14 protein-coding genes are annotated in these 26271 nt (G+C 64.2%); 9 read left to right on the top strand and 5 right to left on the bottom strand.

The genetic code is table 11. The features are described from left to right. Positions 1 to 477: 477 nt before the first annotated feature. Positions 478 to 747 (bottom strand): hypothetical protein, encoded by a 270-nt coding sequence (locus XcyCFBP4188_RS22615; protein ID WP_139051524.1) that lies wholly within the window; start codon positions 745 to 747, stop codon positions 478 to 480. On the opposite strand from XcyCFBP4188_RS22615, the gene XcyCFBP4188_RS13225 reads away from it, so the two are divergent. Together XcyCFBP4188_RS13225 and XcyCFBP4188_RS13220 are read left to right on the top strand one after the other, a co-directional pair. Beyond that, positions 722 to 3121, top strand: coding sequence for a TonB-dependent receptor domain-containing protein (locus XcyCFBP4188_RS13225; RefSeq protein ID WP_104592281.1), 2400 nt, complete (start codon positions 722 to 724; stop codon positions 3119 to 3121). The two genes, XcyCFBP4188_RS22615 and XcyCFBP4188_RS13225, sit on opposite strands and share 26 nt — an antisense overlap. Before the next feature lie 228 nt (positions 3122 to 3349). Then, positions 3350 to 5494: a phosphocholine-specific phospholipase C gene (locus XcyCFBP4188_RS13220; RefSeq protein WP_104592280.1), complete on the top strand. Its 2145-nt coding sequence runs from the start codon at positions 3350 to 3352 to the stop codon at positions 5492 to 5494. Positions 5495 to 6274: 780 nt separating this feature from the next. Here the strand turns inward: XcyCFBP4188_RS13220 and bla are convergent. Further along, positions 6275 to 7180 carry a class A beta-lactamase gene (gene bla, locus XcyCFBP4188_RS13210; RefSeq protein ID WP_006453063.1) on the bottom strand — a complete coding sequence of 302 codons (906 nt, stop codon included), beginning with the start codon at positions 7178 to 7180 and terminating at the stop codon, positions 6275 to 6277. Between the two features lie 100 nt (positions 7181 to 7280). Here bla and ampR point away from each other — a divergent pair, with 100 nt between their 5' ends. Next, entirely contained in the window at positions 7281 to 8156 is an 876-nt protein-coding gene (ampR, locus tag XcyCFBP4188_RS13205; RefSeq protein WP_074058039.1) for a LysR family transcriptional regulator AmpR, read from the top strand. Positions 8157 to 8179: 23 nt separating this feature from the next. Here ampR and XcyCFBP4188_RS13200 read toward each other — a convergent pair whose 3' ends face one another. Beyond that, positions 8180 to 8680: a YcxB family protein gene (locus XcyCFBP4188_RS13200; RefSeq protein ID WP_104592279.1), complete on the bottom strand. Its 501-nt coding sequence runs from the start codon at positions 8678 to 8680 to the stop codon at positions 8180 to 8182. A gap of 50 nt (positions 8681 to 8730) precedes the next feature. Further along, entirely contained in the window at positions 8731 to 10590 is a 1860-nt protein-coding gene (locus tag XcyCFBP4188_RS13195; RefSeq protein WP_104592278.1) for an ABC-F family ATP-binding cassette domain-containing protein, read from the bottom strand. Between the two features lie 184 nt (positions 10591 to 10774). On the opposite strand from XcyCFBP4188_RS13195, the gene XcyCFBP4188_RS13190 reads away from it, so the two are divergent. The 3 genes from XcyCFBP4188_RS13190 to XcyCFBP4188_RS13180 all read left to right on the top strand — a co-directional run bounded on the left by XcyCFBP4188_RS13190 (position 10775) and on the right by XcyCFBP4188_RS13180 (position 18826). Then, positions 10775 to 13174, top strand: a complete 2400-nt coding sequence (locus XcyCFBP4188_RS13190) for a TonB-dependent receptor plug domain-containing protein (protein WP_104592277.1) — start codon at positions 10775 to 10777, stop codon at positions 13172 to 13174. 514 nt (positions 13175 to 13688) lie between these two features. Further along, positions 13689 to 16076: a TonB-dependent receptor plug domain-containing protein gene (locus XcyCFBP4188_RS13185; protein ID WP_006453068.1), complete on the top strand. Its 2388-nt coding sequence runs from the start codon at positions 13689 to 13691 to the stop codon at positions 16074 to 16076. A gap of 350 nt (positions 16077 to 16426) precedes the next feature. Then, a complete protein-coding gene (locus XcyCFBP4188_RS13180; protein WP_095575216.1) occupies positions 16427 to 18826 on the top strand; it encodes a TonB-dependent receptor plug domain-containing protein in 2400 nt (799 codons plus the stop codon). Positions 18827 to 19645: 819 nt separating this feature from the next. Here XcyCFBP4188_RS13180 and XcyCFBP4188_RS13170 read toward each other — a convergent pair. Further along, positions 19646 to 20839 (bottom strand): cytochrome P450, encoded by a 1194-nt coding sequence (locus XcyCFBP4188_RS13170; protein WP_006452403.1) that lies wholly within the window; start codon positions 20837 to 20839, stop codon positions 19646 to 19648. 488 nt (positions 20840 to 21327) lie between these two features. Between XcyCFBP4188_RS13170 and ybaL the strand changes: the two genes are divergently transcribed. The 3 genes from ybaL (at position 21328) to XcyCFBP4188_RS13155 (ending at position 26137) form a co-directional block, all read left to right on the top strand. After that, positions 21328 to 23025 (top strand): YbaL family putative K(+) efflux transporter, encoded by a 1698-nt coding sequence (ybaL, locus tag XcyCFBP4188_RS13165; protein WP_074058044.1) that lies wholly within the window; start codon positions 21328 to 21330, stop codon positions 23023 to 23025. A 217-nt stretch (positions 23026 to 23242) separates the two neighbouring features. After that, positions 23243 to 24004, top strand: coding sequence for an HpcH/HpaI aldolase family protein (locus XcyCFBP4188_RS13160; RefSeq protein ID WP_006452405.1), 762 nt, complete (start codon positions 23243 to 23245; stop codon positions 24002 to 24004). After that, the gene (locus XcyCFBP4188_RS13155) at positions 24005 to 26137 is read left to right on the top strand and encodes a TonB-dependent receptor family protein (RefSeq protein WP_006452406.1); all 2133 of its coding nucleotides are present in this window, start codon (positions 24005 to 24007) and stop codon (positions 26135 to 26137) included. The last annotated feature ends 134 nt before the right edge of the window (positions 26138 to 26271 follow it).

The raw sequence follows: 26271 nt of genomic DNA, 5'->3' as shown, positions 1-26271 counted from the left end.
CGCGTCGGTCTATTGCAGAGCCTAGGATCTGCCGCTTGGCTGCAGCTCAACGCTGGTCCGCGACTTTACTGCAGGGCCCTTGCCCGCCCACCATCGCGGGACACGCCGCAAGTACGTCCGTGTAGGCTCTTACGCGGCATCCATGCCGCGTAAGGTCCCGCGACGGTGGGCGGGCAAGGACCAGTCGAGATGGTCGGTTCGCATGGTGCAGCAATGCATCGCGTGCTTCTAGCTCGCTAGCTCACATGCAGTGATGCGATCAGCATTGGCAAGCCAAGGCAACTCGCAAGACGGCCAGCCTTTCTAACCAGCTATCGACTAACTCTCTGGTGCGGTGCCCTCGCCGATTGCGGGACCGTGTGGCGGCATGGATGCCGCCACCGAGCCTCCAGGGACGGATTCACGGCGTGTCCCGCAAGCGGTGAGGGCACCGCGCACTCGACTAGCCATGCCTTTGATCTAAGCCCTTGACTGCATCTACAACGGCGCAACGATTCCAAATTTATCGTCTTGGAGCGAATAGACCACGCTGCCGCACGACATTCCGGGTGTTTTGAAACCAACCTGACCTGGAATATCCAAACACCGCCAGATCGTCGTTGTCCTGGCGGTGAGGCTTCCCCATTTACCCGTGATCGCGGCCCCACCTGTAGCGCGGTCATCATCACGCAACGCAAGTGCGGGAGTCTTTGCAGACTCCCTCCCCGCTTGTTGGATTGCAATGGATTCGACGTCTTCATCGCGCATGCGCCATCCGGCCACGCTCGCGCTGCTGCTGGTTCCGCTCACCCTGCCCGCCTACGCACAGCAGGTCCCGGATGGCGCAGTATCTGGCCCGGCCGCGGCCGAACCGAACAACACTGGCGAACAGGTGTCCACGCTGGATCAGGTGCAGGTGGTCGGCCAGGCGATGACCTATTCCAAGACCACCGTCGGCAAGGAAATGCTGGACCGCCAGTTCGTGCTCGGTAGCGTCAACGATGCGCTCAACGAACTGCCTGGCGTGGTCGTGACCGAGGCCGATGCGTTCGGCTCGTCGGACTGGGGCACGCAGATCAGCATGCGCGGCTTCGTCAGTAATCGCGATACGCAGCAGATTGGCACCACGATCGACGGCGTGCCCAACGGCGGCTCGGCGTATGGCGGCGGCTCCAAGGCCAACCGCTTCATCGACATGCCGGATCTGGAAACTGTGGAAGTCAGCCAGGGCACCGCCGACATCGCCTCGCGCTCCAATGAGGCGCTGGGCGGCACCTTGAATTACCTCACCGGCGAGCCGCTGGAAACACAGCGCGTGCGCGTGATCGGCGGTATTGGCGACAACCAGGGGCGCAAGTATTACGCGCGCTACGACACCGGCGTGCTCGGCGGCAACACGCGCGCCTGGGTCAGCGGCTCGTCCGCGCGCAACGACGACTGGATCGACGGCAGCGGCCACACCAGCCGCGATCACCTGGCCGGCAAATTCGTCAGTGCATTGAACAAGTGGACGCTCAGCGGCTATCTGTCGTACGACGATGCCGACGAATCCGAATACACCAGCGTGACGCCGGAGCAGTTCGCACGCGATCCCGAGCACGATCTGTTGACCGGCACGCTCACCGGCATTCCGTATCTGGACCAGAACTACCGCTCCGGCTCGCGCGCCTTGCGCAAGAATACGTTTGGCTATCTGCGCGGCGCCTTCGATGGCGGCAATGGCTTCAAGGCCACGCTCACCGGCTACGCGCATCGCATGCAAGGCCGTGGCGACTGGATTCCGCCGTATCTGGTGGACGTGACCAACGACGGCGCGGGCGCGCCGGAATCCGAAGCACGTGGCGGCAACACCGTGTATGCCGGCAGCGACCTGGGCAAGCTGTATTACCTCACTCCGGGCGGCGCAGCCGCGACGATGCTGGCCGGTTGCGCGGGCAGCGATGCGGTACCGGCCGAGTCCAACCCGGCCTGCTACCCGGCCGGCTCGGTGCCGGTGCAGTCGTATCGCCACAGCCACTACGACAACCACCGCGCCGGCGCGATGGCCGATGTGGAATGGCGCGCCGATCTCGGCGCCATCGACAACACCGTGCGCGCTGGTGCCTGGCTGGAACGCTATGACCGCAGCGTCACCCGCGACTGGCATCGCCTGCTCAATGTGGGCACCAATATCAGCTTCGATCATCAGCCGTACTGGGTGCAGTTCAAGGACGAATACCAGACCGATGAGCAGATGTATTACGTTGAAGACGTGATGCGCTATGGCGCATTTGCATGGCGGGTGGGCGTCAAGCAGTTCTTCGTCGACCAGACCCGCGACCGCCGCATCGGCGATGCGCAGCATGTTGAATCGGACTCGCATTCGGACCCGCTGCTGTCGGCCGGCCTGACCTGGACCACCCCGGTGCAAGGGTTGGAAGCGTTTGCCGGTTACTCGCAGAATTTCGCCGCGATTCCGTCCGGTGTGCTCGGCGAAACCGACCCGGTCGCGCTGAGCCGCGTGCAACCGGAAACCGCAGACAACGTCGAGCTCGGCCTGCGCATCAGCCGCTGGCCGTTGACCGGCAGCGTGACGCTGTACGACATCCGTTTCGATAACCGCATCGTGTATGTGCCGGCCAACTTCGTCACCGGCATCGACTATCTCGGCGAAACCGATGGCGTGTACGAAAACTTCGGCGGCGTGCATGCGCGTGGTGTGGAGGCAGCGCTGGGTTATGGCTGGGACAACGGCTGGCGCATCAACGGTGCCTACACCTACAACAAGGCCGATTACCTGGGCAGCGGCGATGCCGCGCGCGATGCTGCGCTGGAGATCACGCCCGGCGCGCAGGTGATCGGCCAGCCGCGCAACACCTTGGTCCTGTCGGCAGATTGGCGTGGGCAGGCGTGGCGTTTCGGTGTGTCCGGGCGTTATCTGGGCAAGCGCTATCTGGATGCCTCCAACCGCGCCGCACTCGATGGCGTGACCACCTTCGATGCCAATCTGGGTGTAGAACTGTCGCAGCTGCAGGGACTGCAACTGGCGCTCAATGTCAGCAACCTCACCGACAAACGCTTTCTGGAAGGCGTGGATGGCAGCGACAGTGCATTCATCGGCGCACCGCGCACGGTCGGGCTGACGTTGACGCTGGATCTCTAGCGTAGACGGCGCATTGCCGACCTGCGCGGGATGGTTTTTGCGACGTGCAGGGATCGGGTCGGCTAAAGGCACGCCACCCGATACGCTCCCTGCATCGCCTCCTGCACAAGTGCAAAGGGACATGACCGGCAGTTTTGCAGGCAGGCAAGAGAACACACGCGCTGACAAGTTGGGTACGCTCGACCTGCTCCAGCGCAGACAGGATTGGCGCGCCAACCAGGTGACACAATGATCGATCTTCCCCGCCGCCGCGTGTTGCAGACCGGACTCGCCGGTGCCGCGGCCGCGTTATTGCCCAGCATCGCGCGCGCCGCGGCCATCGCGCCGGACCGTCGCAGCGGCACGTTGGAAGACCTGCAGCATGTGGTGATCCTGATGCAGGAAAACCGCGCCTTCGATCATTACTTCGGCGCGCTGCCCGGCGTGCGCGGGTTCGGCGATCGTTTTCCGATTCCTGCTCCACCACTGCCAGGTGCGCCTGCACGCACGGTGTGGCTGCAGCCCAGCGAAGACGGTGGCCAGTGGCTGACGCCGTTTGCGCTGGATACTGCGGCGCAGTTCGGCTTCATGCGCGTGCAAGGCACCCCGCATAGCTGGGTGGATGCGCAACGCGCCTGGGACCACGGCCGGCTCGGGCATTGGGCCGCCGCCAAGCACAATCACGCGCTGGGGTATTACGGGCGCGCGGATATTCCGTTTCAGTACGCGCTCGCCGATGCCTTCACCATTTGCGATGCGTACCACGCCTCGATCCAGACCGGCACCAACTCCAATCGCGTATTTTTGTGGAGCGGCGGCAACGACCCGCAGGCGCGCGCCGGTGGGCCGGTGATCGGTAACTCGCATGACAACTTTGCGGAACTGGGCGGTTTCGCCGAGCCTTATCGGTGGACGACGTACGTCGAACATCTTCAGAAAGCGGGTGTGTCCTGGCAGATCTATCAGGACATGCGCGACAACTTCACCGACAACCCGCTGGCAGGCTTCGCGCCGTTTCGGCAGGCGTTCAGTGCTGCACCGGGGCACGATGCGCAACTGCGCGCGCGTGGCGTGAGCACGCGCGGTGTTGAGCAATTACGTGCCGATGTGCTTGGCGGGCAACTGCCATCGGTGAGTTTCATCATTGCCGATGCGGCCGGCAGCGAACATCCGGATCCGTCCAGTCCTGCGCAAGGTGCGGCCTACACCGCACGCGTGCTGGATGCACTGACCGCCGATCCAAAGGTTTGGAGCCGCACCGCGCTGCTGTTGATGTTCGACGAGAACGACGGCTTTTTCGATCACATGCCGCCGCCGGCGCCACCGTCGCCGGATCCGCGTGCTGCCGCCGGTTTTGCTGGTGCATCCAGCATTGCCACCGACGACGAATACCACCGTCAGCCAGCACCCGGCGAGCAAAAAGTGGATCTACCGGAACTGCGTGGCCGCCCCTATGGCTTGGGCCCGCGCGTGCCGCTATATGTGATATCGCCATGGAGCCGCGGCGGCTGGGTGGATTCGCAGGTGTACGACCACACGTCGGTATTGCGCCTGCTGGAACGCCGCTTCGGTGTGCCCGCACCGGAGATCACGCCGTGGCGGCGCGCAGTCTGCGGCGATCTCACCACCGCATTCGATTTTAGTACCGCGGATGCGCGCCCGTTCGTCGCTGCATTGCCAGATGTCAGCGCCGCTGCAGCGCGCGCGGCGGCGATGCGCGAGCACACGTTGCCGCCGCTGCCGGTTTCGTTGCAAGCGCCGCAGCAGCCATTCGGTATACGGCGTTCGCGCGCAGTGCCGTATCGCCCGACTGTGCAACTGACTTATGTGCAGGAGCGCGGCGACGTGGTGCTGCGCATGTCCAACAACGGTGCTGCGGTCGTGCTGCACGTCTACGACCGCTACGACCTGGCGGCGATTCCGCGTCGCTACACGCTCGGCAACGGCGCCACGTTGGAAGGCAGCTGGAGCACCCACGACGGTCGCTACGATCTGTGGTTGCTCGGCCCCAATGGCTTCCATCGTCACTATCGCGGCGATCTCAGCGCTGCGCTACTGCTGGCCGATATCACGCAGGACGCCAACGATCCAGCCGCGTTGTCGCTCTTGCTGCACAATCCCGGCACCACCGCAGTGCAGGTGGCGTTGCAAGCGGCGGCCTATGCGAATGCGCAGCCACGCGAGCAACTGACCGTCGCGCCGGGCAGCACCCAACGACGCAGCTGGAAGGCCGCAGCGAGCGGCGGCTGGTACGACCTGTGGCTGGAGCAGGATGGTGCGCGTCAACGCCTGGCAGGTCGCGTCGAAACCGGCGCCGATAGCGTGAGCGATCCGGCGATGGGTGGGCCGGCGCAGTTGTATCAGACCGAATTGGCCGATGCGCCGGGATCTTGACTGCTCGATGCTGTGGCTTGACCGGACTGGCGGGACCGTCGATGTCGAGATCCTCCACTGCGGCCATGATCTCGTCGACGCCTGTCGGCCGACAGGCTTTCGCGCACTTTGGGTATCGGCATCGCGCTTGATCAGGATTTAGAGCGGCTAACAAAACTACTCACGCCAGTCCAGTGCAGGCCGGCTGATCTGCTGCCTGGCTGCAGGGCCCTTGCCCGCCCACCATCGCAGGACACGCCGCAAGTACATCCATGTAGGCTCTTACGCGGCATCCATGCCGCGTAAGGTCCCGCGACGGTGGGCGGGCAAGGACCAGTCGAGATGGTCGGTGTGTATGGTTTTAAACAACGCAACCGATCAACTCTCTGGTGCGGTGTCCTCGCCGCTTGCGGGACCGTGTGGCGGCATGGATGCCGCCACCGAGCCTACAGGGACGTACTTGCGGCGTGTCCCGCGAGCGGTGAGGGCACCGCGCATTCGACCCACTCAGCGTTTGATCTGGACTTTTGACTGCATCCACCGAGATGCGGCCGACAAAACCACTGCACTCACTTTCAGGCGCTCGCTCGCTAGGTTTTGTTAGCCGCTCTTAGTCACTGGCGTCGAAAAAACGCCCGCCGCGCTGGTTGCAGACATGGCCTCGAGGCGGAGTGCAGCAACTGCAGTCCGCTGCAGACACTGCGTCGACCTCCAACAGCCGACCACGCTGGTTCGCAGCTTGCAGATCGGCGATTCGATCGCGCTGTGAAACGGGCCGCTCCAGAGCCCGCCGCGCACGCATCAAACAGATACGTAGCTCGCCACTGCATGCGCCACTGCTTTTAACGCCGCATCGCGCGCATCGCTGTCGACGCTGGCGCCATTCAAGTACGTGGTGAGCAGCAGTGGTGCCCTGCCCTTCGGTGGCCAGAGGATGGCGATGTCGTTACGGGTATCGATGCCGTTGCTGCCGGTCTTGTCGCCGATCTTCCAGCTGCGCGGCAGGCCTGCGCGCAGGCAGGTATCGCCGGTGCGGTTGTCGATCATCCAGTCGCTCAGTTGCTTGCGTGAGGCCGGTTGCAAGGCATCGCCGAGCAGCAGCGTGCGCAGCGTTAAAGCCATCGCGGCCGGGGTGGTGGTGTCGCGCGGGTCGCCGGCGGCAAACTGATTCATCTCCGGCTCGTGACGGTCGCTGCGGGTCTGGGTATCGCCAATGCCGCGCAGGAAAGCAGTCAGGCCTTGCGGATCGCCGACCAGCGGGAACAACAGGTTTGCGGCCGGGTTGTCGCTGTAGATCATTGTGGCCCGGCACAGCTCGGCCACGCTGAGCGAACCGCCGACATGGCGCTCGGTCACCGGCGCATGCGACAGCATGTCCGAGGCACGGATCTTGACCCGTTGCGCCAGCGTCAGCTTGCCCTGGTCCACCCGCTGTAATACTGCCGCAGCCAATACAAATTTGAAGGTACTGCACATCGGAAAGCGCTCGTCTTCGCGCTGCCCGAAGTGCTTGCCGGTGGCGCTGTCGAGCAGGCCGATACCCAGGCGGCCACCGGTGCCACGTTCGATCTCGGCCCAGCGTGCCCCCAGCAGATCGCCCGTTGGCTCTTGCAATGTCGCCACCCGGGAGAGCGGCCATGCGGATTTGGACGCCGCAAGCAACACACTCGCACCGGTCACGGACAGGAACTGCCGTCGGTTCAACATGGGGCCACCTCATTGGGAGAGCCCGCAGTATCGATGCAGGCGACGCAGCCGACCATCGCGATGTTTCGATCCCAGGCATGAATTGAACTAATCTCTGCGCATGCCCCGGCCCCGCCTCCCGCTCAATGCCCTGCGCGCTTTCGAGGCCGCTGCACGCCATCAGAACCTGACCCGTGCGGCCGGCGAGCTGTGCGTGAGCCAGGCCGCGCTGAGTCACCAGATCAAGGCGCTGGAGCAACAGCTGGGCACCAGCCTGTTTCACCGCCTGCCACGCGGCGTGGCGCTCACCGACGAGGGCGCGGCGTTGGCTCCGGTGCTGGGCGAGGCCTTCGACCGCATCGCTGCCACCCTGGAGCGCTTTGCCGATGGCCGCTATCGCGAGGTGCTCAGCGTTGGCGTGGTCGGCACCTTCGCCACCGGCTGGTTGCTGCCGCGCGTGGCTGCCTTTCATGCGGCGCATCCGGAGATCGAGCTGCGCCTGTCCACCCACAACAACCGGGTCGATCTGGCTGGCGAAGGGCTGGATCTGGCGATCCGTTTCGGCGATGGCGACTGGCACGGGCAGATCGCCCATGCGCTGATGGAGGCGCCGTTTGCACCGGTCTGCGCGCCGGCAATGGCGCGCGCGTTGCGCACGCCGGCCGATCTGGCACAGGTGCAGTTGCTGCGCTCGTATCGACTGGACGAGTGGCCGCAGTGGTTTCGCGCGGCGGGTGCAACCGAGGTCGCAGCGCGCGGTGCGATGTTCGATTCGTCGCTGACATTGGCCAGCGCCGCGGCGGCAGGTGCCGGGGTGGCGTTGTTGCCGTTGCCGATGTTTCGCCAGGACCTGGATGCGGGACGCCTGGTGTGCCCGTTTCCGATCCAGATCGACGCCGGACGCTACTGGCTCACCCGGCTGCGCTCGCGTCCGGAAGGCGATGCCGAGGCGCGATTGCGCGATTGGCTGCTGGCAGAGCAACAGCGCTCCGGCTGAGCGACCTCACTGCAACTCCGTGCTCAGCGGCGTGCGGACGCCTCGATCCCCTGCACCGCCACGCGGCGAAACGCTTCGTAGTGCGCCTTGTCGGCGAACCAGTGCGGGGCGAACAGCTCGAACAAGCGGTCGTTGTGATACAGCAGCAGCACGTGCTCGTTCTCGCGGTAGCGGATGTAATCGGACCAGGGCCGGCGCAGCCGCCCGTCTGCCCAGGTGATCTCCAACCCGGTCTCGTCCCACGCAAAGGTGTAGGTATGGCGCAGCGCGGCCTGCTGGGCGTGCAGGCGCTTGATCTTCCGTGGCAAGCCCCAGACGTGCAATAACGCCAGGCCGATCAAGCCGCCGCCCCCGGCGCCGATCAGCATCGGGCCGATGATTTCGCCGGCCCCGATCAGTTGAAGCAAACCCGCCCCGATCAGTAGCAGGACCACCAGCACCACGATCAACAGCTTGGCCGTATGCCTCGCATGCAGGCGCTGTGCGGCCAGATGATCTTCCAGACTGATGGTGGCGCTGATCATGTTCGCTACATCCTTGTGCTTGGCTCGACGCGCATCGTAACGCCTGCGCGTTACGCGCCCTCGATCAACTCCATCCATGCCGCCTCTGCAGCGGCCAACTGCTGCGCAGTCGCTTCACGATCGCGGCCCAGCACGGCCATCTTCTCGCTGTCGGGGTAGTTGGCCGGATTGGCCAGTTGCCGATCCAGTTCCGCCAATGCCGCTTCCAGCTCGCCCACACGCTTCTCGGCGCTGGCCAGCTTGTGCGGGTTGACGACCTTCTTCGGCGGCAGCGGTTTGGTCGGCGGTGGCGGGGTCGGGGCGACCTCGGCCAGCTTCTGCTTGGTGCCTTGCGCGGCCGGGCGGCTGCGCAGCCAGGCGGCGTATTCGTCCAGGTCGCCGGCGAACGGTTCGACCACGCCATCGGCCACGCGCCAGAAACTGTCGCAGACCAGGCCGATCAGATGGCGGTCATGCGAGACCATCACGATCGCGCCTTCGAAGTCGCTCAGCGCTTCGGCCAGCGCTTCGCGCATTTCCAGGTCCAAGTGGTTGGTTGGTTCGTCGAGCAGCAGCACGTTCGGCTGCTGCCAGGCGATCAGGGCCAACGCCAGACGCGCGCGCTCGCCACCGGAGAAACCGTCCACCACTTCGAAGGCGCGGTCGCCGGCGAAGTTCCACTTGCCCAGGAAGTCGCGGAACGCCTGGTTGGATCCATCCGGCGACAGCTCGCGGAAGTGATCCATCGGCGACTGGCCTTCGTGCAACGACTCCACCGTGTGCTGGGCGAAGTAGCCGATGCGCAGATCCGGATGCGCGCTGCGTTCGCCAGACAACGGCTCCAACTCGCCCACCAAGGTCTTGACCAACGTGGTCTTACCCGCACCGTTGGGGCCGAGCAAGCCAATCCGATCACCGGCTTCCAACCCGAACCCGACGTCGTGCAGGATCACCGAATCCGCGCCGTAGCCGGCGTCCAGATGATTCAGCCGGATCAGCGAAAACGGCAGCCGATTCGGCTGTGCAAATTCGATGCGGAATTCGCGCTCGGCGCGCACCGCTTCGGTACCGGCCATCTTGGCCAGCCGCTTCATGCGGCTTTGCGCCTGGCTGGCCTTGCTGGCCTGCGCCTTGAAGCGGTCGATGAAGCTCTGCAGATGCGCGCGCTCGGCCTGGCCCTTTTCGTGCGCGATCTGCTGCTGGCGCAGGTGTTCGATGCGCTGGCGTTCGAAATCGGTATAGCCGCCGACGTACAGCTTGGCGGTGCCGCCGTGCAGATGCAGCGTATGCGTGGCCACGTTGTCGAGGAACTCGCGGTCATGCGAAATCAGCAGCAAGGTGCCCGGGTACTTGAGCAGCCACTGCTCCAGCCACAGCACTGCGTCCATGTCCAAGTGGTTGGTCGGTTCGTCGAGCAGCAACAGGTCGCTGGGCATCATCAGCGCGCGCGCCAGATTCAGGCGCACGCGCCAGCCGCCGGAGAACGAGGAGACCGCGCGGTGATGGGTCTCGGCCGGGAAGCCCAGGCCGTGCAGCAACTTGCCGGCGCGCGCGTCGGCGTCGTAGGCGCCCAGTTCGGCCATCTTCTGATGCGCGTTGGCGACAGCTTCCCAGTCTTCGCGCGCGGTGGCCGCCGCCTCTTCCTGCAGGATGGCCGACACCTCGATGTCGCCGCCGAGCACGAACGACAGCGCCGGATCGGGTAGCGAGGGGGTTTCCTGCGAGACGCTGGCGGTGCGCACCTTGCCGGGCAGGTCGACATCGCCCTTGTCCGCTTCCAGTTCGCCCTTCACCGCGGCGAACAGGCTCGACTTGCCGGTGCCATTACGGCCCACCACACCGACGCGGTAGCCGGCATGCATGGTCAGGTCGACGTTGGACAACAGCAGACGCTCGCCGCGTCGCATGGAGAAGTTGCGCAGGGAAATCATTGATGGACAGTCCGATAGAACGAAAAGGAATGAGCAGATGAGCAGCATTCCTGCGACGCCATTCTAGCGTTAACGAATAATTAGCGCCTTCAGGCTGGACGCTGGCTTCATTCGCGATTGGTTTTTGCGCCCAGACCCTGCCCAGTCTTGCCGGTCCTGCTTGGACCCATGTTTCGGAGTTGTCATGAATTACCCGTTGTCCACGCTCGCAGTCGCCGTCGTTGCGGCGCTGCTCGCCTCCCCCGCCCTCGCCCAGACCACCGCGCCGGCCACTGGCCCAGCTAATGCGCCCGCGAATACGCTGGATACGGTCATCGTCACCGGCACCCGCGTGTCCGACCGCACCGTGGCCGAATCGCAGTCGCCGATCGACATCATCAGCGCCGAATCGCTGCAGGCCACCGGCACCTCCGAACTGGCCACCGCACTGGCGCGGGCGCTGCCTTCGCTGAACTTCCCGCGCCCGGCGCTCAGCGACGGCACCAGCGCGATCCGTCCTGCGCAGTTGCGCGGCCTGTCGCCGGATCAGGTGCTGGTGCTGGTCAACGGCAAGCGCCGCCACACCTCCTCGCTGCTCAATCTCAACGGCACGATCGGGCGCGGCGCGGCGGCGGTGGATCTGAACACCATTCCGGTCGCCGCCATCGCGCGCGTGGAAGTACTGCGTGACGGCGCCTCGGCGCAATACGGCTCCGATGCCATCGCCGGCGTGATCAACATCGTGCTCAAGGGCGCGGAGAAGGGCGGCAGCCTGCAGGCCGGTTTCGGCCAGTATTCGGCCGGCGACGGCAGCAACTACGAGCTGTCCGGCGACACCGGCGTGGCCTATGGCGGCGATCGCGGCTGGCTGCATGTGGCCGCCCAGCTCAACCAGCAGGACCCCACCGACCGTGCGCGCGGCTATGCCGGCGCACCCAGTGCCTCGCAGCCGGCCGTTGGCCAGAAGGCGTTCAAGATCGGCGACCCCGACGTCAACGCGCAGGCGGTGTCGGCCAATACCGAGTTCGCCTTCAGCGACAGCATCACCGGCTATGCGTTCGCCACCGCCAGCAACCGCGACATCACCTCGTTCGCGTTCTTCCGCGCGCCGGGCAGCACCACCCAGAACATCCTGTCGGTCTATCCGCAGGGCTTTCTGCCGGAAATCCAGACCTACGCCAAGGACCGCTCGCTGGTGGCCGGCGTGCGCGGTTCCACCGCCAGTGGCTGGGACTGGGATGCCAGCTACAACTACGGCTACAACAAGATCGATTTCCACACCCGCAACACGCTCAACGTGAGCCTGGGCCCGACCTCGCCGACCTCCTTCTACGATGGCGCGCTGGAGACCACGCAGAACATCGTCAACCTGGACGTCAAGCGCGGTTTCGACTGGGGCATGGCGTATCCGGTGACGGTGGCCTTCGGTGCCGAATACCGCAACGAGAAGTGGAACCAGTCGCCGGGCGAAGTGGGCTCGTATTTCCAGGCCGGCACGCTGGCCGGCGGTGCACAGGGTTTCGGCGGATTCGCGCCCAGCGTGTCCGGGCAGTATTCGCGCGACAGCTATGCGCTGTACGCGGATCTGGAAGCCGATTTCACCGACAAGTTCTCCGCCGGTCTGGCCGGCCGCTACGAAGACTTCAACGATTTCGGCAGCCAGGCCTCGGGCAAGTTGTCCGGGCGCTATGCCTTCACCGACAGGATCGCGTTGCGCGGCACGGTGTCCTCGGGCTTCCGTGCGCCGTCGCTGGCGCAGCAGTATTTCCAGTCCACCAGCACCACCTTCCTGGCCGGCAATCCGACCCCGTTCGAGATCCGCACCTTCCCCGCCGACAGCACCGTGGCGCGTGCGCTGGGGTCTGAGCCGCTGGATGCGGAAACCTCGCTGTCCTACAGCCTGGGCCTGGTGTTGCAGCCGACCGATGCGCTCTACCTCACCGTGGATGCGTACCAGATCGATGTGGACGACCGCATCGTGCTGTCGTCCAACCTCACCGGCACCGGCGTGCGTAATCTGCTCGAAGCGCAGGGCATCTTCGGCATCAACGGCGGGCGCTACTTCACCAATGCGGTGGATACGCGCACGCGCGGTGTGGACGTGGTCGGCAGCTACCGCTGGCAGCTGGCCGCCAGCAGCGTGGACCTGACCGCCGGCTACAACTATTCGGAAACCGAAGTCCGCAACGTGGCGGCCAACCCGGCCGCGCTGTCGGCCAACGGACTGAGCCTGGAGCGCATCGACCGCACCGAACGTGGTCGCATCGAAGAAGGCTTCCCGCGCGACAAGTTCCTGATCAACGGCAGCTGGAATCTGGAGCACTGGACGCTGGCATTGGGTGCGACGCGCTATGGCAAATACAGCACCCGTCCGGCCGCGGCGATCAACGACCAGACCTTTGGCGCCAAGTGGGTGGTGGATGCCTCGGCCAGCTACAAGGTCGACCGCTGGACGCTGACGCTGGGTGCGGACAATCTGCTGGACGAATACCCGGACGAGAACAACTTTGCCAATTCCACCAGCGGGCAGTTTCCGTACAGCAATCTGTCGCCGTTCGGTTTCAACGGCGCGTACGTGTACGGGCGCATCAACTACCGCTGGTAAGTTCTGCGGCTGCACAGCTTGAGGTTTGACCATACGCCCCGGCCAGTCCGGGGCGTGTGCGTTTCAAGACATGGCAGCAGCGGTTGTTGCGTTGGCCGCGAGTGCAACGACACTGCTTCCAATCAACAGTCCCGTAAGACATACCGCCACACACACACGTGAGTCCGAGCGCGACACCGGCGCGGCCGTCTCGGTTCTCCTGCGCAATACCGCACTCATGCGGGGTAAATCACGTTCTGATGCAGAAGTTTCATAACTGGTATCGATGTCCAAGATGGTGCAAGCAAGGCCGTGCCACAGCAGCTCTGGTGCAAGCAACGCATCACTTTGGTGCGCGATGACAACGATGCCATCAGCACATCCTCGATGACGGTTGCACGCGCAACATAACCAAAATTTGACATGTGGTTACACGTGGTTAATGGTTGGGAACGCACCGCAGCTGCCGCAACGGACGCGGCCCGGGAGGGGCCCCCCTGCGATGCATCCGTTCCCCACTCGGAGTTGTCACCGCATGAATTGCAAGACCAGTCCACTCGCAGTTGCCGTTGTTCTTGCACTGTCGTTTTCCGCTTCAAGCGCATCCGCGCAGTCACAGGCTCCCGCCCAGAAAACCCTCGATACCTTGATCGTGACCGGCACGCGCGTGGCCGATCGCACCGTGGCCGAATCGGCATCGCCGATCGACATCATCTCGCCGCAGGCATTGGAATCGACCGGCACCACCGAGCTGGCTACCGCGCTGTCCCGCGCGATCCCCTCGTTGAATTTCCCGCGCCCGGCCATCTCCGACGGCTCGGACGCGGTGCGGCCGGCGCAGCTGCGCGGCCTGTCGCCCGATCAGGTACTGGTGCTGGTCAACGGCAAGCGTTACCACACCACCGCGCTGATCAATCTCAACGACACCCAGGGCCGCGGTTCGTCGCCGGCCGATCTCAATACCATTCCGATCGCTGCCGTGGAGCGCATCGAAGTGCTGCGCGACGGCGCCTCGGCGCAATACGGCTCGGACGCCATCGCCGGTGTGATCAACATCGTGCTCAAGGGCAGCGGCGAAGGTGGCAGCATCAGCGGCCGCTACGGCAAGTACAGCGCCGGCGACGGCGAGCAATACCAGCTGTCCGGCGATGCAGGCTTCAGCTTCGCCGGCACCGGCAAGGTGCATCTGGCCGCGCAGGCCGGGCATTCGGATCAGACCAACCGCGCGTTGCCGTTCCAGGGCCGCGTGGAGCAGCGCTACGGCGACCCGGACATCGACCAGGGTGCAGTGTCGTTCAATGGCGAATACAGCCCCACCGATTACCTCACCTTCTACTCGTTCGGCATGGTCAGCCGGCGCGAAGTGCTGTCCAACGGCTACTTCCGCTTTGCCGGCGACAACCGCAACCGCCCGGAAATCTATCCGGACGGCTTCCTGCCGCAGATCTACAACGTCAGCAAGGACGTGTCGTGGGTGGGCGGGTTGAAGACCTCCACCGAAGGCGGTTTGAACATCGATCTGAGCTACAACTACGGCCAGAACAATCTCACCTTCGATGTACGCAACAGCTTGAACAACAGCCTGGGGCTGGCCAGCCCCACCGACTTCCACGCCGGTACCCTGGAAGTCACCCAGAACGTGCTCAATGCCGACTTCACCAAGACGCTCGATTGGGGCCTGGCCTACCCGGTCACGCTGGCCTTCGGTGCGGAATGGCGCGGCGAGAAGTTCAACCAATCGCCCGGCGATGCGGCGTCCTCGGCCAATGGCGGCATTCCCTCGGCCAACGGCTCGCTGATCCCCGGCGCGCAGGTGTTTCCTGGCTTCAAGATCTCCGACTCGGGCTACTACAACCGCAACAGCCACTCCGCCTACGTGGACCTGGAAGCGGATCTGACCGAAAAGCTGTCGGCCGGTCTGGCCGGGCGCTACGAGAAGTACAGCGACTTCGGCGACACCGCCACCGGCAAGCTGTCGTTGCGTTATGCCTTCACCGAGAAGGTCGCGCTGCGTGCCACCGCCTCCACCGGCTTCCGCGCGCCGTCGTTGCAGCAGCAGAACTTCCAGTCGATCGCCACGCAGTTCCTCAACGTGGCCCAGCCCAACGGCACGGTGACAGCGATTCCGTTCGAGATCGGCACCTTCCGTACCGACAATGCCGCAGCGATCGCGCTCGGCGCCGAGCCGTTGAAGGCCGAGGAATCCAAGAACTACGGCCTGGGCTTGGTGTTGCAGCCGATCGAAAATCTGTACGTCACCGTCGATGCGTATCGCATCGATATCGATGACCGCATCGTGCTGTCGGAGAATCTCACCTCGACCGCGGCGCGCAACTATCTGCAGGCCAATGGCTTCCCGGGCATCGGTGGCGGGCGTTACTTCACCAATGCCGTGGACACCAAGACCCAGGGCGTGGATGTGGTCGGCACCTATCGCTGGAATCTGGACGGCAGCAGCGTGGAGCTGACCTCCGGCTACAACTACAACAAGACCGAAGTGGAGAAGATCGCCGACAACCCGGCAGCGCTGGTGGCGATCGACCCCAACGCGGTGCGCATCGGCCGTGCCGAAATCGGTCGTATCACCGAAGGCACGCCGCGCGACAAGTTCTTCCTGGGCGGCACCTGGGCACCGGGCAACTGGTCGTTCACCGGCACCGCCACGCGCTGGGGCGAGTTCACCACCTTCGGCACCAACGCCGGCAGCGACCAGACCTATGCGGCCAAGTGGACGCTGGACCTGGCCGCCTCCTACAAGCTGGGCGCCTGGAACTTCACCGTCGGCGGCGACAACGTGCTCAACGAATATCCGGACCGTCAGCAGGCCGGCCTCGGCACGCGCACCTACCTGCCCTACAGCGGTTCCTCGCCGTTCGGCTTCAACGGTGCGCTGGTGTACGCCAACGTGAGCTACAAGTGGTAAAGCGCTGCGCGCTGGTCGGCAACGGCCAGCGCTTGTCCTACCTCGCAAAACGCACCACACACCACGCAGCGCTGGGGCGCTGCAGGTAACGCCGCAGCATCGCTCCCCCTCTCGCATCGATGCGAGAGGGGGAGATCAACGCTCTTCTTCAGCAAGGATGCGCAACGCAGCAGCATGGCTGCGTCACCGGCCGACGTCATTGCTGCACACGCCGTCTCCGCCACGCGGAACACATCTGGCGCGCAAGCACGACGGGCCACGCAGTACGCAGTCGCACTCCAGTCGCACTCCCCCGAGCAACACGCGCATTTCCTTCCTGCGTCCTTCATCCCCTTTGAGCCTTCATTCCCATGCACACCTCCAACGCACTTTCGCTTGCGATTTCGGTCGCACTCACCGTCTGTACGTTCGCTGCCAGTGCGCAATCGCAGCCTGCCCAGCCGCAGAAGACCCTGGACACCCTGATCGTCACCGGTACGCGCGTCAGCGACCGCACGGTGGCCGAATCCGAATCGCCGATCGACATCATCACCGAGCAGTCGCTGCAGGCCACCGGCGCCACCGACATCGCCACCGCGCTGGGCAAGCTGCTGCCGTCGCTGAATTTCCCGCGCCCGGCGATCTCCGACGGCAACGATGCCGCGCGCCCGGCCACGCTGCGCGGCCTGTCGCCGGATGCGGTGCTGGTGCTGGTCGACGGCAAGCGCTATCACACCTCCTCGCTGATCAACTACAACCCGTACGTCGGCCGCGGCTCGGCGCCGGCCGACCTGAACTCGCTGCCGATGTCGGCAATCGCGCGCATCGAAGTGCTGCGTGATGGCGCCTCGGCGCAATACGGCTCCGATGCGATCGCCGGCGTGGTCAACATCGTGCTCAAACATGGCGCCGATACCGGCAGCAATACCGTGTCGATCAACGGCGGTTTCATGGATAAAGGCGATGGCGAGCAGAACGGCATTGATGGTTCTGTCGGCCTGGCCTTCGGCGGCACCGGCGGCGATACCGCGCCGGGCTGGGCGCGGCTGTCCTGGAACTACCAGAACACCATGAGCACCAATCGCGGCGAGAACACCAACCGCGCCACCACCGTGCCGGGCACGCCCAATCCAGGCGGTGTGCCCTACCAGCGCCACGGCGATCCGGCCTCCAACTTCTATCAGGGGCTGGCCGCTTTCGGCTATGAGTTCTCGCCGAACCTGGAGCTGTACGGTCACCTCAGCATGAGCCGCCGCGAGGTCACCTCCAACGGCTATTACCGCGCGGCCGACAACACCGCGCGCAATGTGCAGGCGATCTATCCGAACGGCTTCCTGCCGCAGATCTACAACCCCACCAACGATCGCTCGGCGGTACTGGGCATCAAGGGCAGCACCGAAAGCGAGTGGAACTGGGACCTGTCGGCCGTTTACGGCAAGAACGACATGACCTTCAACATCCTCAACAGCATCAACACCAACCTGTTCTGGAGCACCGGCAGCTCGCCGACCAACTTCAATTCCGGCGGTTTCGAAACCGAGCAGGGCACTGTCAATCTGGACGTCAGCAAGGCCTTCGACTGGGGCCTGGCGTATCCGGTCAACGTGGCCTTCGGCGCCGAGCACCGCCAGGACCGTTACCAGATCAGCGCCGGTTCGCCGGAGTCGTACTTCTTCGACCCCAATACCATCAATCCCGACACCGGCGCGCCCTATCCGGGCGGTGCACAGGTGTTCTCGGGGTTGGAGCCGTCGGTGGCCGGCAAGTTCGGCCGCCACAGCAATGCGGTCTACGCCAACCTGGAAGCGGACATCACCGACAAGCTCTCCGGCGGCATCGCCGGGCGCTATGAAAACTACAGCGACGCCGGCTCCACGCGCTCGGGCAAGTTGTCGGCACGCTATGCCTTCAGCGATACCTTCTCGCTGCGCGGCACCATCTCCAACGGCTTCCGTGCGCCATCGCTGGCGCAGCAGAACTACGCCTCGGTGGTGACGCTGATCCAGGACGGCGAGCTGGTGCAGGTAGGCACCTATCGCACCTCCGATCCGGTTGCCGTGGCGCTGGGCGCACAACCGCTAAGCCCGGAAAAATCCACCAACTACGGTCTGGGCGGTGTGTGGCAGCCGACCGCCAACTTCACCTCCAGCCTGGACGTCTACCAGATCCGCATCTGGGACCAGATTCTGTATTCGGACCAGTTGCAGCTGGCGCAGCCGATCGGCCAGGTGGCCGCGGTGCAGTTCTTCGTCAACGGCGCCACCAGCCGCACCCGCGGCGTGGACTGGATCAACAGCTACCTGGCCGATCTGGGTAACTACGGCAAGCTCAATCTCAGTGCCAGCGCCAACTACAACAAGACCACCATCCTGGAGTTGACCAACCCCAACTTCGGCCGCGCCAGCCAGGGCCTGCTCACCGACGCCACGCCACGCACCAAGTACATGGCGGCAGCGGACTGGACCTTCGGCGGATTCGGGCTCAATTTCAACGCCACCCGCTACGGATCGATCAAGCGCATCAGCGACCCGGTCGATGGCAGCCAGGATCAGACCTACGACGCGCGCTGGTTGTTGAATCTGGCCGCCAGCCAGACCTGGAACGCGTTTACCTTCACCGTGGGCGCGGACAACCTCACCAACCAGTATCCGACCAAGGCGCAATTGAACACCGCCTACGACGACCGCGCTGGCGGCCTGCAGTATTCGTCGTTGTCGCCGTTCGGTTTCAACGGGCGCTACTGGTATGGCCGGGTTACCTACCGGTTCTGAGTAGCGACGCTTGATCGCAAAGTGCTGATCGAAAGTTCCGGTCAGCGCATCTATTACGCAAACACCGCCGATCGCTCGGCGGTGTTTGTCGTTGTGGGCATCGCAACATGCAGCGGCTGTTAGCCATCTGCCGCAATGATGTTTGTCCCGTTGAACTCCGTATCGATGGCGCACAGTGTGTCGCCAGGAGCGGCCAACAAAAAGACTGCGCTCACCGCCTGATAGGCACGGCCGGCTGTGCAGTTACCATCAGCACCCGACCAAGTTGGCAGGTGCGATGCCCTCACCGATTGCGGGACCTTACGCGGCATGGATGCCGCGTAAGAGCCTACATGGACGTACTTGCGGCGTGTCCCGCGAGCGGTGAGGGCATCGCGCCCTCGACCAGCTCGGCTTGGGAACATTCAAGCGACGCTGAAGCTCGGATCTGGTTCGGCTTGAGAGGTGATGGAACGGTGCTAGTACTTCGGTTTTAGAGCGGATGATCTGCGGCTTGGCTGCAGGGTCCTTGCCCGCCCACCGTCGCGGGACACGCTGCAAGTACGTCCTTGTAAGCTCTTACGCGGCATCCATGCCGCGTAAGGTCCCGCGACGGTGGGCGGGCAAGGACCAGTCGCGATGGTCGGTGTATATGGTTGAGAGCGGCGCGCGTTGCGCGGCAATACGATGAGGGGCGGTTTGATCAGTTCCTTTCGATCCGGGCGAATCGTTGCAATTCCCGACATCACTCCACGCGTCAACGAAGGCGCGTGGGCCAACACGTTACCGTTATTGGCACAGCGTCCCAGAGGTTTCGTTGGCTACTCTTGGTCACTCACCTCACCAGGAGGCGAACAGTGCGTCGACGCCACGCAGGTTGGCGCGATCGTTCCAGCTCAACGCGTCGAGCTGCGGCAGGCGAAGTGCCGGCAGATGCTCGAGCAATGCGGCAAGCGCGGCTTCCATTTCGATCAGCGCCAGCCGATTGCCCAGACAGTGGTGGATGCCACCACCGAACGACAGCGCGCGGCCCTGCTGGCGCCGGATATCCAGCAACTGCGGGTCGGTGAATTGCAGTGTGTCGTGGTTGGCCGCGCCCAGCATCAGATACAACATCGTGCCCTTGGAGACGGCCACCCCATCGATCTCGAAATCCTGCAACGCGGTGCGCGTGGCGATCTGCACCGAGCTGTCGTAGCGCAGGCATTCGAGCACTGCATTCGGCATCAAGCTCGGGTTTTCCTGCAGCAGGCGCAGTTGCTGCGGATGCCGATGCAAGGCGACCAGCGCATTGCAGATCATGTTGGAGGTGGTTTCGTGGCCGGCGAAAAACAGCAGGATCACATTGGAGACGATCTCTTCATCGCTCAAGCGGCGGCCTTCGTCTTCGGCCTGGATGAAACGCGAAATCAGATCCTCGCCGCCATTGTTGCGACGTTGCTCGATCACGGTGTGGAAATAGGTTTCCAGCTGAATGAAGGCAGCGCTGGTGGTCTCCAATTCCGCGGGCGTCATCATGGGATCGAAGACTTTTGCCAGCGCGCTGGTCGCGTGACTCAGCACGGTGACATCGGCTGCATCGATATCCAGCATCCGGCAAATGATGGCGATCGGCAGCGGAAACGCGAACTCGGTCAGCAAATCGCAGTGGCCCCTGGCTTGAAACGTCTCGATCAAGCTGGCGGCAGTGTCGCGGGCGATTTCGCGCATGGAGTCCATCTGCCGCGCACCGAAGGCCTGTGTCATCAATCCGCGCAACTGGGTGTGCACTGGCGGGTTGAGCAGCAGAAACATGCGGCTCATGCCCTGGAATAGCGGCATTTGCACCGCCGACTCGCCGTAGCGCAGGCGGATGCTTTCCAGATAATCGCGGCCCACCCGGCGATCGCTGAGCAGGCTGTCCACGATCTTGTAGTGGCCGGACATCAGTCGCCTTTCGGCCACCTGCACCAGCGGCCCTTCGGCACGCAAGCGTGCGTAGGTCGGATACGGATCGTGCCGAAAGACGGGTGTTGCGAAATCGCTGAGATGCATGGCCTGGCTCGTGTGGCGTCACCATCCGCAGATGGGCGATGGGGGCTGGGGCGATAAGGACTTGGACCTGATGAAGAACGCAGGCTCTTCGACAGGGACATCGCTGATTGTCAGAGGCAATTTGTCAGCGGCATTGTCGACCGACATCGCGCACGTGCCTTACCCAGGCGCGAAGCCTTGTCGTCAAAGTTGATTCGGCGTTGCCTGTCTGTGCAGTGCATCTCGCTGGCGCACTGGCGCACGTACGCTCGTGCAGTCCACATGCAGCGCCCAACGCGTGCATCCGTTTGCGTGCATGCGCCACGTGTCGCATCGCGTTAATCAAGCGCTGTGTACTATGGGCGTCCGGCCAACCGGACCTGCAATGCGGTCTTGTTCCCCTCGCCGGACTCCAGCCATGACCACACAATGCCCGCAGGCGATGCCCGGCGCAGTGCCGTTGGCTGGGTCGCCCTCGCTATTCTCGGACACTTTCACAACGGATTGGAATGCATCACGACACCAGCCTCATCGACATCATCGCCGTCGGCCTCGCGGTCGCTTTCGTGCTGGGCACGCTCGCACAGAAAGTGAAGCTCTCGCCGCTGGTCGGCTATCTGCTGGCAGGCGTGTGCGTCGGGCCATTCACGCCCGGCTTCGTGGCCGACCAGACCATGGCCAACCAGCTGTCCGAGCTGGGTGTGATGCTGCTGATGTTCGGCGTGGGCCTGCACTTCTCGCTCGACGATCTGATGGAAGTGAAGTGGATCGCGATCCCCGGTGCGCTGGCGCAGATCGTGGTCGCCACGCTGCTGGGCTGGGCATTGGCCTGGAGCATGGGCTGGCCGTTGATGCATGGCCTGGTGTTCGGCCTGGCGCTGTCGGTGGCCAGTACCGTGGTGCTGCTGCGCGCATTGGAAGAACGCCGCCTGCTGGAAACCCAGCGCGGCCGCATCGCGGTGGGCTGGTTGATCGTCGAAGACCTGGTGATGGTGATCGCGCTGGTGATGTTGCCGGCATTGGCCGAGGTGCTGGGCACCGGCGTGCCAGCTGCCGCGCATGACGGCGAATCCACCTCGCTGCTGGCCGCGCTCGGTTTGACGTTGTTCAAGATGGTGGCGTTCGTGGCGGTGATGCTGGTGATCGGGCGCCGGGTGATTCCGTGGTCGCTGGAAAAAGTCGCTGCCACCGGCTCGCGCGAGTTGTTCACCCTGGCGGTGCTCGGCATCGCGCTGGGTGTGGCGTTCGTGTCGGCCACCTTGTTCGGCGTGTCGTTCGCCCTGGGCGCATTCTTCGCCGGCATGTTGCTCAAGGAATCCGAGCTCAGCCACAAGGCGGCCAGCGATTCGCTGCCGTTGCGCGATGCGTTCGCAGTGCTGTTCTTCGTCTCGGTGGGCATGTTGTTCGACCCGATGATCCTGGTCGAGCATCCGTGGCAGGTGCTGGCCACGTTCCTGACCGTGACCTTGGGCAAGTCGCTGGCCGCGTTTGTGATCGTGCGTGCGTTCGGCCACCCCACCGGTACCGCGCTGACCATTTCCACCAGTCTGGCGCAGATCGGCGAGTTCTCTTTCATCCTGGCCGGGCTGGGCGTGCAGCTGGCGATCCTGCCCGAAACCGGACGCGACCTGATCCTGGCCGGCGCGCTGCTGTCGATCATCGCCAACCCGTTCCTGTTCTCGTGGCTGGATCGCTGGCAGGCCAGGCAGGCGCAGGACGCACCCGCCACGGTGGAACCGGAGCTGCCGCCCGGCCCGCCGCTGCAACTGGACGGCCATGCCATCGTGATCGGCTACGGCCGCGTGGGCAGTGCGCTGGCGCAGTTGTTGCGTAGCCGCGGCGTGCCGGTGCTGGTGATCGACGACAACGGCGACCATGTGGCCAAGGCGCATGCGGCCGGCATCCCCGGCATCCGCGGCAGTGCGGCGGCTGACCGCGTGCTGGCCGAAGCGCGCCCTGAGCACGCCAAGATCGCGATTCTTGCGATCCCGCAGCCGCTCGAAGCCGGCGAAGCGCTGGCCAAGCTGCGTGCGATCAATCCCTCACTGACCTTGCTGGCGCGTGCGCATAGCGATGCCGAGGTCAAGCATCTGCTCGCCCACGGCGCCGATGGTGCGGTGCTGGCCGAACGGGAGCTGGCCTATTCGCTGGCCGAAATGGTGATGTCGACCCCGCCGTATCGGGCGTTGCGCGTGCCGGCGTCGTAAGCTGCAGCGCAGCATCAAGCAACACCGCACGAAACAAAAAACCCGCCGGCGCTGTCTGCGGGTTTTTTATTGCCCGCCATTTATTCAGTACGGAAAGGCCTGCCGCAGTGTCTTGATCAAACTGCGACCAGGTCACCACAAACTGCCCTCAAGACACACTTGATAATCATTCCCATCAAGAGCAGGATGAGCGCCCGTTTCCTTGGCGGCCTCATCCATGGCGTTTGCGGTTGGCGTTCTCAATGCGTTGCCAAGCGTGCAGCTGTGCGAGCTGCTGGGCCGGATCGGCTATGGCTTTGTGGTGCTGGATCTGGAGCATGTGCTGCGCGCGCCGGATGAGCTGGAACACGCCATCCGCGCATGCGAGCTGTCCGGCTGTGAGGCGTGGGTGCGCGTGCCGGAGGTGGACGAAAAACTGATCGGCCGCGTGCTCGATGCCGGCGCACGCGGGATCGTGATTCCGCGCGCCGAGTCAGCGGCACAACTGGCCGCTGCCATCGCTGCGGCGCGGTTTCCGCCGCTGGGCCGGCGCGGCATCACCGGCGGGCGTGTCACCGGCTTTGGCAACGTCGATCTGCCCAGCTACATCGCACGAGCCAATCGCGATATCCGCATCGTGCCGATGATCGAAAGCGCGGCCGGTGTTGCTGCGTTGCCCGAGATGCTTGCCGTGCCCGGCGTGGCGCTGGTGATGGAAGGCGCACTGGATCTTGCGCTGGATCTGGGCCTGGGCCCGCAACCGACCCATCCACAGGTATGGGAACTGCTGCTGCAACTGCATGCGCAGTGCATTGCTGCCGAGGTGCCGTTCTGCCCCAATCCGCGCACCGATGCGCAACGCGCGCACTGGCTGCAACAGCCCGATCTGCGCTGGCTGCTTGCCGGCGAAGACCGCGCACTGATGCAACGTGCACTGCGCTGCCACCTGGCCACATTCGCCGTACCCACTTCACCACCCGCCTGCAGGAGCACGCCGTAGATGTCGACGTTCCGTTTCCACGCCCTGGCCATCGCCATCGCTGCGATCACTGTGACCCTGCCGCAGGTGGCGTTCGCCATCGAGTCGCCGGATGCCGATGCCGCCGATACGCAAACGCCGATCCGCGCACTGGATGCGATCCAGGTGCAGGGCAGCCTGCTCGGGCGTTCCAAACCCGACGATGTGCAGCGCTATGCCGGCAGCCGCCAGGTGATCGACCGCGAACAACTGCGCAATGGCGGCAACCGCTCGCTGGACGATGCGCTGCAACGCGTGCCGGGCATCAAGATCTTCGACGAAACCGGCACCGGCGCGCTGCCGCAGCTGATGCTGCGCGGCCTGTACGAAAGCCGCAGTGGCCGTGTGCAGGTGCTGGAAGACGGCATTCCGCTGGCATTGGCGCCGTATGGGCAGACCAGTCTGTCGCTGTTTCCGGTGGGGCTGAATCAGATCGACCGCATCGATATCGTGCGCGGCGGTGCGGCCGTGCAGTACGGGCCGAACAACGTGGGCGGGGTGATCAATCTGGTCAGCAAGGAGATCCCCAGCGAATGGAGCACCACGCTGGCGCACAAGGTCACCGCCGGTGGCCAGGGACAGTTTCTGCAGGACAGCGCGCTCAGCAGCGGCGGCTACCTCACCGACAACTTCGGCATGCAGGTCGATGCCAATCGCACCTATGGCGAGTATTGGCGCGCGCACAGCGATACCGATATCAGCAATCTGCGCGTGCGTGCGGAGTGGTGGCTGGACGACACCAAGTTGCTCAAGGCCAGCGTGCAGCGTTATCTGGTCGACATGGATCTGGCCGGTGCGCTCAGCCCGGACGATTACCGGCGCGACCCGCGTCAATCCACGCGCCCGCTGGACAGCTTCAACGGCCGCACCACGCGTGCATCCTTGAGCTATGAGCAGTTGCTGGGCGATTGGGGCCCGATGAAGGATGTGCGTCTGGATTGGACCAACTTCAGCGCACGCAGCAGCCGCAACTTCATCGTCGGCATGCGTCAGGCCGCCACCGAAACCTGGCGTTCGGACCTGCCGCCGCAACTGCGCCAGACCGCACCGCGCGACTTCCGCGTGGTCGGCAGCGAGCCACGCCTGAGCTGGAGCATGGGCGATGCCGGTGGCGTGCGTCAGCAGTGGACCGCCGGTGTGCGCGCCGTGCACGAAGACATCGATTTTCTGGTCGGCAATCTGCGCCTGCGCGATGGCCTGTTCACCAGCGTGCGCGATTGGCAGTTCGAAGACCGCGCGTTGGCCGCTTACGTCAGCAACGCGATCACGCTGCCAGGCGAACGCCTAACCATCACCCCGGGCCTGCGTTACGAGCGGCTGGATTCGCGCTATTTCAATCGCGCCACCGGCGTCAGCACGCTCAACCAGACCCGCGATGTGTTGCCGGGTCTGACGGTCGGGTTTCAGGCCAACGAACAGTGGTTCTTCTATGCCGATGGGCAACGCTCGATGCGCGCGCCGCAGGTCACCCAGATCATCTTCGGCAACAATCTGGATGCCGAACTGGCCTGGAATTACGAAGCCGGCACGCGCTATCAACCCAACGATCGCACCCGCATCCAGCTCGGTGCGTATCTGATCGATTTCGACCAGCAGATCCAGCTGGACAACACCACACGCGTGTTCCGCAACCTCGGCAAGACCCGCCATCAAGGCGGCGAGCTGGAACTGCAATGGAGCCCGGAGAATCTGCGCGCGCTCACGCTCAACGCCGGCTATGCGTATCTGGACGCCAGCCAGGAATCGGGTGCATTTCGCGGCTTTCGCGTGCCTTACACCTCACGTAATCAGATCACGCTGGGCGGCAACTATACGCTCGGTCACACCACTGTCGCACTGTCGAGCTACTACTTCAGCAAGGCCTACAGCGATGCGGCGAATACCGTGCAAGAGAATGCAATCGCCTCGGTGGGTCAGTTGCCGGCCTACATGGTGTGGAACACGCAGGTAAGCCATACCCTGTTCGAACGCGATGGACAAAAATTCAGCGCATCGCTGGCGATCAACAACCTGTTCGATCGGCAGTATTGGTTCCGTGGTGTGGATACCAGCCCGTGGGGCCGCCAGGCCGCGCCATCGCGCACCGTGACCGCCGGGCTGGAATACACCTTTTAAGCCCACGTTTTAAACCTGCGCCAATAAATAACTGCTGCAAACGACCGACGCACAGGGGCGTTGGTCGCGCCTTTGGGCAACGGCGCTCGCGCTGGCGAGCGCCGCAGACAACACGGCGTGCATGACGCACGCCT

It is taken from the genome of Xanthomonas hortorum pv. cynarae (assembly GCF_002939985.1).
Taxonomy (GTDB): Bacteria; Pseudomonadota; Gammaproteobacteria; order Xanthomonadales; family Xanthomonadaceae; genus Xanthomonas; species Xanthomonas hortorum_D.
The sequence above is the reverse complement of the archived record's forward strand: the minus strand, read 5'-3'. Positions and strand labels throughout refer to the sequence as shown.